This is a genomic window from Litoreibacter janthinus, from assembly GCF_900111945.1.
GTDB classification, from domain to species: Bacteria; Pseudomonadota; Alphaproteobacteria; order Rhodobacterales; family Rhodobacteraceae; genus Litoreibacter; species Litoreibacter janthinus.
In genome coordinates this window covers 2,505,360-2,515,870 of the sequence record NZ_FOYO01000001.1, presented here as the reverse complement: position 1 = coordinate 2,515,870, position 10,511 = coordinate 2,505,360, and the positions used below count along the sequence as shown (strand labels likewise).

Below are 10,511 nucleotides of genomic sequence, written 5' to 3'. Positions count from 1 at the left end.
ACCTACGTCATCAGTCGCGCGTGTCAACCGCCCAGCACGCCCACAGACAGGTTGTGGAACATCCCCCACATCGACGTGACCAGAATCGAGATCATTCCGATCACCTGAATAGCCAACCTTTGGCGGCGCAGTTTCTGGCGAATATCGGCCAGCGACGTGTGGTCGATCCGGCGCGCACAGCGCACCGACAGGCCGAAAACCAATGACATCGGGGCGAAGATCATGAACAGCGCTTGGCTGAATTCCATGCCGTAATAAAATCCCAACATGGCCATGGCCGTCAGCGCGAAAAAAGCGAACCCGACCAGCCAGTTACCGGCGTTGTCTGCGATATAGATGAAGCGGTTAGCGTTGACGCGGACAAGGTCCTTTAGGTCCTGCTCGACCTGCCCGCCGTATTTCACGGCACGCGCGACCACGTCATACGGGACGCCAATCACATAATGGGACGCCGCAGACCACGCATAGGCCAATGTAATCCAGAACCAGAGGTTCGAGAACGAGCGCATGTCGATAAGCTCGAAAGCGGTTGTGTAGAAATCCACGCTTTGGCGCCTCTTGGATGGGGGTTGTCGTGAGCGCGCACCCTAGTCGGGGATTAAGGCGATGGAAAGGCCAAGGGCGGTGTTTTCGGGCTAGGCACTTGAGGCGGCTTGGCAATCGTGCCACGACTGACTCATCCTGCTTCCCGATGAAGGCCCTGCACGCATGCCCCTCACGCCTATTTCTGCGCCCTACCCCGCCACCCGCCTGCGTCGCTTGCGCCGTAGTCCTGCATTGCGCGGGCTGGCCGCCGAAAACGTGCTGAGCGTCAATGATCTGATCTGGCCAATCTTTGTGATGGAGGGCGACAATGACGCGCACCCGATCCCCTCGATGCCCGGAGTGTCGCGCTTGACGATTGACCGCGCTGTGGCTGCTGCAAAAGAAGCGCGCGATCTTGGCATCCCGGCGATCTGTATCTTTCCCTACACTGATCCCTCTTTGAAAACCGAAGCGTGCGAGTTGGCATGGGCCTCTGACAACCTGTCAAACCGAGCCACCGCGGCGATCAAGTCGGCTGTGCCGGAGGTCGCGATTATGACGGATGTGGCGCTGGACCCCTATAACGCCAACGGGCATGACGGCATCGTGCGCGACGGCGTGATCGTCAATGACGAAACGGTCGAGGCACTGGTGAAAATGGCGCTGGCACAGGCGGCGGCAGGCGCAGATATTCTTGGGCCGTCTGACATGATGGACGGGCGCATCGGCGCTATGCGCACCGCCTTGGAAGCCGAGGGTTTCCAAGACACGGCCATCCTCAGCTACTCTGCCAAATACGCCTCAGCCTTCTATGGACCGTTTCGCGACGCTGTCGGCGCTTCCGGCGCCTTGGTGGGTGACAAGAAAACCTACCAGATGAACCCTGCCAATTCTGATGAGGCTCTGCGCCTTGTCGCTCGCGATTTGGCGGAAGGTGCGGATATGGTGATGGTGAAGCCCGGTTTGCCTTATCTGGACATCTGCCGACGCGTGAAGGACCAGTTTGGCGCGCCGACCTATGCCTACCAAGTCAGCGGCGAATACGCGATGATCGCGGCTGCGGGCGCGAATGGCTGGATAAATGAAGAGCAAGTGATGATGGAAAGCCTGATGGCGTTCAAACGCGCGGGTTGTGACGGCATCTTGACCTATTTTGCTCCGCGCGTCGCCAAGCTACTAAACTCATGAACTACGTGGTTGGCCAAGTCTGGACCTTCCCCGAAACCGAGGATCGCCCGCAACTGATCGTCACCATCGGGCGCATTGATACGGCAGCCGAGCTAGGGGCAGATCCTGCCAACAGCGCTGTTTTGTCGGTCTCTGTCACGCCGAACGAAGAGGCCAGAAAACTGGATTGGCCGCAGGTCGCTCACGCGCCGATTGCCGAGACAGCATTCAACGCAGATGGTTCAGGTGAGCTGGTGATGGACGGAGTGTCCCCTCCGGATGACTTTGCGAGCGGCTATGCAACGTGGCGCGAGACGTTCGATGCAGGGAATGCTGGGGTGTTCACGGTTGGCCCCAGCGAGGCTTATGCCGCGATCTTGGAAATATACGCTGAAACCGACTGATCGACGTCGGCGATCCCCCGCCCATGTCGGGTCTCAATTCGCGTGACATCGCGCGCTGCTTCCCTTATTTTATCCACAAGGCCCATTTTTAGAGGTCAAAGGCAGTAAAACAGATATAGGCGGACCCCATGAGCATTCTTTCTCGGCGCAATTTTCTTGCGACCACTGGCAGCGCGACATTGTTGGCGGCTTGCGGCAATGGTGTGAACTCCCAAGGCGGCGCGAAGATCGACGCCCGTGTGGATAGCGCATTCGACTTTATGTACAACAATGTCGGCGGCACGACCGATCTGGCGAACAAGGCGACTGGCATTTTGATGATGCCTCTGGTCTCTGAAGCAGGCTTTGGCATCGGCGGCTCTTACGGTCGCGGTGCTTTGCGCGTCAATGACGTCACGGTGGATTACTATTCAACCACCGCGGCCAGCTTCGGCTTCCAGATTGGTGCTCAGCAATACGCGCACGCGTTGTTCTTCATGACCGAGCAGGCGCTTTCCGACTTCCGCCGCTCCCCGGGTTGGACGTTGGGTGCGGACGCACGCTACGCGGTGGCCAATGATGCCGGCAACTTGGGCGTGGACACAACCACAGCGCTGACACCGGTGATTGCTGTGGTCTTTGGCCAAGCGGGCCTGATTGCGGGCGCACAAGTTGAAGGCAACAAATACAGCCGCATCATCCCGTAGAGGGACGCAGATTGGCGGGAGAGCTTTGAGGAAAGGCTCTTCCGAATTGCGTGATTGTGTTTCGACGCGACCAGCAGCTTAGAGCCCAAAGTGTCTTTTGCTGCAAAGTGAACCAAAGCACACAATGCGCTCCGGAGCCGGCGTGAAAAACTGAAAAGCCAGCTGTTCGCGACTGGTTATCTGACGGCTTTTGCGGCGATGCAGATTCATCAGGCAAATCATTCCCCGATCACCTGCGATTAGATCAAACCTAGTTGCATTCTACGTGGCTTTGGCTTGCCGATAACCGCTGATATCGCTCTACCTTCAGGTTTCAGGGAACACGAAACGCCAGACCATGGTGTCAAAGGCATACCAACCCCAATGCAGCGCGAAAGAATACACAAACCCGTTTCGCATTTTCAGCATTTGATAGGGCGTAACCGCTCCGAATAGCGTCGCAGCGATTGTGTACCTCAGTACATAGAATGGGTTCGCGCCATCCAATGCCAGGGTCAGATGAAAACCGCCAAACAAGACTGCGGTAAGAAATGCGATCTGCCCAATGCGCAATTTTTGTGCCGCGAGTGCTACGACCAATGCCGTCATCAGAATCTGCTGAAAGAGAATCTCAATTGTTTTAGGGAGAAAGTACCAAGGCTCTGCAATGATGATTTCGTTTACGCTTTCTTCGGTCGGAATATCCGCTGCCGGAAGAAATGGCAGAACAGCAAATGTAAACAATGCGCAGGCTGTCAGCATGACAAACAGCGCGATGCGATCCTCGGGAGGTGAGGATCTTTTGGCCCAAGCCGACAATGCCGGGTGGAAGATCGCAAAAACAACGAGGCACCAAATACCATAGTAGAGGGCGAACACACGGGGGCCTTCGTTGTATCCACCCGGTTTTCCCAACAGGCCAGCAAGTTGGTAATATCCGATGCTAGACATGGTCCAGGCCGTCGCAATCAATCCGACAACGAGGGCTAGGCTTGTCCATGTCGGCTGAAACAGGTTTTTCATCACGGCAGGTTCTGTCTCGGCGATAGGGCAATATATACGCCCGAAACCGTAGGCCTGAAAACCATGACGATCAATCTTAGCACGCGGCTTTGCTCGATATTATTATAGCCCCCTTGCCAATACCTATGCGGCCTTCAGTTTGCGATACACCCGCTTGACCTTGCCGCCCAACCGCAAAACCCAACCGGGAACATTCGGCAGCCAGCGAGCGACGGCAGGGTCATACGAGGGCCGCTGTTCTTGGCGCTTTGCCCACGCAATAATCCCGGGGTACAGGCTGAAATCGAAGCCGAGCATGGTCAGAAGCACATATTGCGGCACCCATGCGATATCAGCGAGCGATTGCGCCTCACCGACGAGGTATTCGTGATCTTTAAGACGGCGTTCCATGCGTTGAAACACATCAACAAGCATTTTGCGCGCGGCCTCGACTTCTTCATCGGTAAATCCACCAAGCGCGTGCTCGTGAAACTCGACGAGCGATTTGTCAGGCTGGATTTCGGCGTAATGCGCCATATCAGATCGTTTTTTCGTGGCCCCACCTGTGCTGCCATAGACCCATGTCTTGATCGCCTTCATGTGAAGCGAGGCGGCCAAATCGACCCATTCAATCGCCTCCGTCGCAAGGGATGGGTCAGAAGAAAGCAAGGCTGGTTCCGGGAACTCTGCTTCGAGGTAGTGAAGGATGTCGTTGGACTCCGTTACCGGAACGCCATCATGCACCAATGCGGGCACTAACCCCGTGGGGTTGATTGCCAAATACCAAGGCTCGAGGTTTTTCTGATGTCCGAGGTCGACCTCATGGGACACCCACTTCAAACCTTTCTCCTCCAGCGCAAGGCGGACCCGCATGGAGCAGTTGGAAATACCCGCATGATAAAGGTGAATGCCCTTGAGCGACGTAATAGCGGGATCTTCGGTGTGTAGAATAGGCATGATCATTGTCCTTTTGCGGATGCCAGACTGGGACACGGTTCAGCGGCCGCTCAGCGCATGTTGAATAGCTCTTGATGGAAATCGCGGGCTGCAAAGCCGTTCGCCAAAAGATCGTGGCGCAGCGCTTCGCCGAAACCCGCGGGCCCGCAGAACCAGACCGAGGCCGATTTCCAATCAGGCACCAGGTCGCGAAGCCGATCGCCGGTGAGGAAGCCGTCGCGGTCATCGACAAGTAAATGTATGGTGATGCCCGCCGCCTCGGCATCTGATTGCAGCATTTCCAGTGCCTCTGGGGAATGTTCCTTGGTGCTGTGGATCAGATCGATGGTTTTGGTGCCGGGCGTAGCCGCCAGTTCCTTCATCTTCGCAATGAAGGGCGTGATGCCAACACCGCCGCCGATCCAGATCTGGCGTTGCTTCGCATCTTCGAAAGTGAAACGCCCATAAGGGCCTTCAACAATGGCCTCACCACCAGCCTTCAACATATCGGGCAGGAATTTAGTGTAATCGCCGAGTGCCTTGGAAATCACGGTTATGCTGCGCGCGGCCGGATCCCAAGCAGAGGCAATCGTGAACGGATGCTTACCTTCCTTGCGATCGAACGTAATAAAGGCGAACTGCCCTGCTTCGTGGCCATTCCAGCCTGTCTCCATCGCGATATTCACCGCCGTTGCGTCCAACTCCGGGAAGGTCCGGATGGCCTCGACCTTGCCCGATACTCTGTTGCCGCGCCCGATTTGACGCGTGAGTGCCAGCAGCGCCGAAATCACACCGCCGACCATCAGAAGGGCAACAACAATCCCTAGGGGCTGTGTCCATGCCGCGAAGTCGAGCAATGCGGTGCCATGGAAAACGAACGCCAGATAAGTAACGGCCAAGAGCGTGTGGGTCTTGGCGAAAAACTTGTAAGGAATACGTCTGACCAGTGCGATGACGGTCAGAATAACCAATATCTTGAATGGCAGGTCGCCCAGCGTTTCGGCCAAGCCGCGCTGACTGTTGAAAAACGCTTGAATTGCCCCGATGTCTGGCACCGCTCCAGACGGAGCGCCGCGTTCAGGTGCCTCCATCAGGCCCAAAGATACTGCCCATTTCGGAGCATTGGATGCGAACCAGTGAACCACGGACGTCACCAGCACCATGATACCCAGCCATTTGTGCAACCGGTAGGATTTGTCGAGCCCGTTCAGCCAAGGCTCGATCCATTTCGCCCGCGTGGCTAGGATCATAGCTACGCTCATCACGCCCAGACTCAGCACGCCGGAATACTGCACCAGAAGGTTGCGGATCGCGATTACGCTGAGCGTCTCGGGAAACGGCAGCGCTGCTGCGACCCAAAGCACCGTCAACAAGGCGGGAATACCCCAGAGTGCGATTTTGATGTTTTTCATGAGAGGGACTTTCGGGGCGTTAAGAACGAGGGGAAACACAGGTCGGCGACAAAAAGTAGCCATCCAGATTTATTACGTCCGCTGGACCGGTTTCCGTCGATGTGACGAGAAATTAAATGACGTGTGGGTTTTGAGGTGAGAAGACAATTCTGCACTTAATGCCCATCAAGCTCGCAGCGAGCCAAAATAGTCATCCCAGCTTTGATGCGCGCGACCTGCGGCAGCCTCAAAATCGCTGGAATTGTCGAGCGCGCCATCACGAATGCCTTGGTAAATGCCTGCGATGATCGGGCCTATGAAGTCACCCAATTCGGCAATGCGGTCGGCCTTGTAGTCTTCGACAGACTTCGGCCGGTAGATCAATGACGTCCCGAAAGCACCGTTCATGTAGTCCGTCAGTTTGCTTTGAGACAGGTGCGCGCCGTGAAGGTTATAGGTGTGCCCATTGTGCTCGGCTCCGGTGAGCATACGGGCATAGGCGAAGGCCAGTTCTGGGCGGGTTGTGTAACCGCACCGACCGTCGCCCGCGCAATTGGCGATTTCGCCCGTCTTCCGATAGGTCTCGATATACTCCACGTCAGGCTCGATATAGATCCCGTTGCGACCGATGACCCAATCAAGGCCGCTGTCACGCACATCCGCTTCGGTCTGTCGATTGCTTTGTATGATCGGTGAAAAACTGGTGCCTTCTTCGGCACCCTGAACGCTGGTGTAGACAATCTTGCGCACGCCTGCCGATTTGGCGGCTTCAATGACGTTGCGGTGCTGATGGATGCGGGCATCCGGAGCGTCCATGCCGGATACAAGCAACACCGTATCGACGCCTTTTAAGGATGTGCGCAACTGCGAGGGCTGGCTGTAATCGCCTGCGCGGATTTCAATGCCCAGGTCGTGGGCCTTCGTCGGAGTCCGCGCAAGGCCAATGATGGTTTCCCCTTTGCCGGTTGTCATCAGATTGCGGGCGATTGCGCCGCCCAATTGGCCTGATACGGCGGTTACTGCGATGGTCATGTTACGGCCTTTCAATACGGTGGCGAGGCGGTGGTGGAACGCCGATGCCCTAAGGCACCGACGCTTGTTGGGGTGCGGTTACTGGCCGGACAGCTGTTGCAATGCGCCCGCCCAATCTTCCACGTGATAGGTGCGCACAATGACACCATCTTCGAGTTCGTGAATGTCGATTGTCATGATGTCAAAGCTGCGGCCCTGACCATCAACACCGAAGAACGGCGCGACAGGTGTGCCTGTGGCGCGGCTGCGCACGATGAATGTGTCACCGTCTTGGTGCATGTCCTGAATGGCCCAGTTCAGGTCCGGCATCAGTTGGGCAAAGCCGCCCATTTGACCAAGGAAAGCCTCGCGGGTTTTCTCGTTGCCAGAATAGTCGCCCAAGCTGACCCAACCATCCGATGTCGCGGCTTCGAATGCTGCAACGTGCTCTGCAGAGCCGGGATTGCTGAGTAGGTCATAGAAGGTGGTCACGGTCGAAGTGTCGTCAGCAAAGGCACCTGTTGCGGCGGTAGCAATTGCTAGGGATGCGATGAGTGATTTAAGTGTCATGGTCTTCTCCAGTTTCAAGTTTGAGGGTTGCGTTGGTTGATATGGTTTCGATTAGGCGGCTGTTTTGGGCTGCCATTCGATTTTGGGGTTTTCGCGAAACGCGAACCGTTCAAGGTGGCTGGCAATTACGCTTCTGATTTTGGTCTGGTCTGCTTGATTTTCGGCGGTGACAGTCAGGACAAGACTGTCTTGCTCAGTACTCAGGTCACATTGGCCAAAAGGGAATTTGATGTGACCTGAGTGTGGATCAAACTGCACCTCAACCTTGTGTCCGAAGTGTTTGCAAAGTTGCTGCAAGTAGGTGCTTGCGCGTGTTGTCGTGATACGAACGGTGTTTGTGAACATTGCTGTCTCCTTTCTGTTGAACCTAGAAATAGACAGAACTTATCTTTTCGATTATCCTATGTTGTCAGAAATCATTCTTGCAGGAATTAGAAAGATGATTGACGACTACCGAAGCCTCGCCGTGTTTGTGGCGATTGCCGATACGGGCAGCCTTAGCGCGGCAGGGCGCAGGCTAAAGCTTTCGACCTCTGTCATCAGTCACCATCTATCGCGCCTCGAAAAGCGGCAGGGTGTCACGCTGTTCTTCCGATCCACACGGTCGATGTCGCTGACGCCTGAAGGACGGATCGCCCTTGAACCGGCACGCCGCATGGTCACGGCCGGAGAAGAAGCCCTTGATGCGATCAATGCGGGGGATGATGAACCCGTCGGGGCGTTACATGTCGCGATGCCCGCATTTGGCGAACAAGGTCGCCTCCATGACGCGCTGTGGGAATTTGCCAAACTGCACCCGATGGTCGCGATATCGCTTCATTGCAGCGATACGCCAACTGATCTGGTCAAGGATGGATTTGATCTGGCGATCCGGCTTGGCACACTGCGCAGCAGTAGCCTGAAAAGCCGTCGCATTGCGGATTTCAAACGCTGGCTCGTTGCGTCACCAGAATACCTGTCCAAACGTCCTCCAATTGAATCGCCCGATGACCTCGCCGAGAATGATTTTATTGCCGTCACCCAAATTCCGTCGGTGATGACCTTGGAGCGTGACGGGCATTCGATCCAGTTCGACCCCATAAATATGCGCATTGAGGTGAACACCGTGACGGCTGCCAAAGCTGCTGTGCTGGCGGGGCTTGGTATTTGGCACGTACCCGTTGGGGAGATTGAACACGCTCTTGCGCAGGGCCGTCTGGTGCGCGTTTTGCCGGATTGGAACCTGCCAATGCTGGGCATCTACGCCGTTTGGCCCGACATTGGCCCGCAAAAGGCACTTACGCGTCGTTTGATCGACCACTTCATCGAGCATCGTTCAGATTTAATGTTGTGAAACATCCACATCAAACCCGCCCCTGCCGCTTGCCAGATTTGCGAGTCGGCCAAGAAGACCTTGCCTCATCGCGCCAAACCGATAGTTTTTTCCTGATTGCTGCAAGCCATTCAGTCGCTACGCAAAGCCAACATTGGCGCACCCGCAGCGAATTCACCTTTTGCCCAGCAAAAAAGCTTTATGCATGCGCGGCTAACGGCAGCTTTGAGCCCATACCCCCGACTTGCTGCTGCGCGGCCAACGTCCGCTTTGCAGAGTGGTTCAACGGGTAGTAAGTTCTGGTGATGGGCTTGAACACTCGCTCCACTGCGGGTTCTTGGCGACAAGTTCGACGGTGTTGCCGTCGGGATCGAAGGTAAAGACACCGCGCCACCCGACCCAATCGAACGTTTCTATGGTGTAGTCCCGACCGAGTTTTTCGTACCATGCAATGACGGCGCCTTGTTCCTCCCAGGGCAGGCTGAGCGCAATGTGATGTAGCGATGACCCCGAACCTGTCACGGGCGGGACGTCACCCGCCTTGGTGTGGCCTGCGCCTTCGATGTCGTGACGAAAAAGCGCCAACACAGCGGTATGGCCGCCAAACCCTTCAGCAATGCGGAAAAAAACAATGCGGCCGTTGTCCGGATCACCCAGCGGTACAAGCCCGATCACGTCGCGGTAGAACGCGACCATCGCGTCAAGATCAATGCACCTGATGGCGATTTCGCCAAGGGCGCGGACAGTGAAACCTCGTTCAGTCATCAAGCTTCTCCTGATCATTCACTATACAACAAAGTCGGATCCAGTGAAACCGTGAGCCGATGGCCTCAACCACGGTTCCATGCGAATTTCCCTGCAGACAATAGCCACAAACAGTACGCGGTTTCGGCGATCGCGGTCAGCCCGTAGGCCGGAGCAAACGTTGCCGAAAGCTCTGGCGCGAAGAACCGCAGGGCGCTGCCGATCAGATAGACGACGCCAGCCAATGCGATGCCTGCGCCAATAGCCTTGTGAATAAACCCGGCGCGCCAGATCAGGGCACCTGTCATCAGGCTATTGATGCCGAAGAACACCAACCCGAGATCGTAGCCATGACCAGGCAGGTTGAGAAACAACAGGCTCAACGCGTCGGCCTGTCCAAGGGCGAGCGCAGCGGTTTCCTGGCTGCCCGTCAATAGAAGCAAAGCAGCCTGCAAGTTCATCAGGTTCGCGCCTATGATCACCGACTGCACCAGCCGGAAGACCATCGCGGCAAGTGCAAGCTGGGAGCAACAGGGCGGAACAGCACGAAGAGCAAGACCGCAAGTCCGGCATCGGCCAGCGCCATGATCAGATCAAAGACAATGGAAAGCCGGAAACGTCCCAGCGACGCAAGAATTGCCTCCGCGGTGCCTCTAGCGTCCAATAGGTTGATCAACGGGCCGCGCAGCATGACTTCTGCGCTGATCCCGCACACAATGATGACGAGGTAAAGCAATCCAGCGCTGCGCGCGGTCGTAATTTCGGTTTGGGTTAGCCGTGTATG

12 protein-coding genes and 1 pseudogene are annotated in these 10,511 nt (G+C 56.3%); 4 read left to right on the top strand and 9 right to left on the bottom strand.

The genetic code is table 11. The annotated features are described in order from the left end of the window. Nucleotides 1-23: 23 nt before the first annotated feature. Entirely contained in the window at nucleotides 24-545 is a 522-nt protein-coding gene (locus BM352_RS12595; RefSeq protein WP_090217334.1) for a component of SufBCD complex, read from the bottom strand. A gap of 163 nt (nucleotides 546-708) precedes the next feature. Here BM352_RS12595 and hemB point away from each other — a divergent pair, with 163 nt between their 5' ends. From hemB to BM352_RS12580, 3 genes are all read left to right on the top strand, one after another. Beyond that, nucleotides 709-1,713, top strand: coding sequence for a porphobilinogen synthase (hemB, locus tag BM352_RS12590; protein ID WP_090217333.1), 1,005 nt, complete (start codon nucleotides 709-711; stop codon nucleotides 1,711-1,713). Then, the gene (locus BM352_RS12585; RefSeq protein WP_090217331.1) at nucleotides 1,710-2,096 is read left to right on the top strand and encodes a hypothetical protein; all 387 of its coding nucleotides are present in this window, start codon (nucleotides 1,710-1,712) and stop codon (nucleotides 2,094-2,096) included. The genes hemB and BM352_RS12585 overlap by 4 nt, the downstream gene beginning before the upstream one ends. A gap of 128 nt (nucleotides 2,097-2,224) precedes the next feature. Further along, a complete protein-coding gene (locus BM352_RS12580; RefSeq protein ID WP_090217328.1) occupies nucleotides 2,225-2,782 on the top strand; it encodes a lipid-binding SYLF domain-containing protein in 558 nt (185 codons plus the stop codon). A gap of 306 nt (nucleotides 2,783-3,088) precedes the next feature. Here the strand turns inward: BM352_RS12580 and BM352_RS12575 are convergent, their stop codons facing one another. The 6 genes from BM352_RS12575 to BM352_RS12550 all read right to left on the bottom strand — a co-directional run bounded on the left by BM352_RS12575 (nucleotide 3,089) and on the right by BM352_RS12550 (nucleotide 8,016). After that, the gene (locus BM352_RS12575) at nucleotides 3,089-3,784 is read right to left on the bottom strand and encodes a hypothetical protein (protein ID WP_090217327.1); all 696 of its coding nucleotides are present in this window, start codon (nucleotides 3,782-3,784) and stop codon (nucleotides 3,089-3,091) included. Nucleotides 3,785-3,907: 123 nt separating this feature from the next. Then, nucleotides 3,908-4,720, bottom strand: a complete 813-nt coding sequence (locus BM352_RS12570; RefSeq protein ID WP_175500677.1) for a glutathione S-transferase family protein — start codon at nucleotides 4,718-4,720, stop codon at nucleotides 3,908-3,910. A 50-nt stretch (nucleotides 4,721-4,770) separates the two neighbouring features. Continuing rightward, complete coding sequence (locus tag BM352_RS12565) at nucleotides 4,771-6,111, bottom strand: ferredoxin reductase family protein (protein WP_090217323.1); 1,341 nt, start codon at nucleotides 6,109-6,111, stop codon at nucleotides 4,771-4,773. Between the two features lie 165 nt (nucleotides 6,112-6,276). Then, entirely contained in the window at nucleotides 6,277-7,122 is an 846-nt protein-coding gene (locus BM352_RS12560; RefSeq protein ID WP_090217321.1) for an NAD(P)H-binding protein, read from the bottom strand. A gap of 78 nt (nucleotides 7,123-7,200) precedes the next feature. Beyond that, nucleotides 7,201-7,671 (bottom strand): ester cyclase, encoded by a 471-nt coding sequence (locus BM352_RS12555; RefSeq protein ID WP_090217319.1) that lies wholly within the window; start codon nucleotides 7,669-7,671, stop codon nucleotides 7,201-7,203. Between the two features lie 51 nt (nucleotides 7,672-7,722). After that, the gene (locus tag BM352_RS12550) at nucleotides 7,723-8,016 is read right to left on the bottom strand and encodes a DUF2218 domain-containing protein (RefSeq protein ID WP_090217317.1); all 294 of its coding nucleotides are present in this window, start codon (nucleotides 8,014-8,016) and stop codon (nucleotides 7,723-7,725) included. A 94-nt stretch (nucleotides 8,017-8,110) separates the two neighbouring features. Here BM352_RS12550 and BM352_RS12545 point away from each other — a divergent pair, with 94 nt between their 5' ends. Beyond that, nucleotides 8,111-9,004 carry a LysR family transcriptional regulator gene (locus BM352_RS12545; RefSeq protein ID WP_175500676.1) on the top strand — a complete coding sequence of 298 codons (894 nt, stop codon included), beginning with the start codon at nucleotides 8,111-8,113 and terminating at the stop codon, nucleotides 9,002-9,004. Between the two features lie 261 nt (nucleotides 9,005-9,265). On the opposite strand, the gene BM352_RS12540 is transcribed toward BM352_RS12545, so the two are convergent. Both BM352_RS12540 and BM352_RS12535 read right to left on the bottom strand, forming a co-directional pair. Continuing rightward, complete coding sequence (locus BM352_RS12540; RefSeq protein ID WP_090217312.1) at nucleotides 9,266-9,748, bottom strand: VOC family protein; 483 nt, start codon at nucleotides 9,746-9,748, stop codon at nucleotides 9,266-9,268. 65 nt (nucleotides 9,749-9,813) lie between these two features. Next, nucleotides 9,814-10,418, bottom strand: a pseudogene (locus BM352_RS12535) (DUF4386 domain-containing protein). Between the last annotated feature and the right edge of the window lie 93 nt (nucleotides 10,419-10,511).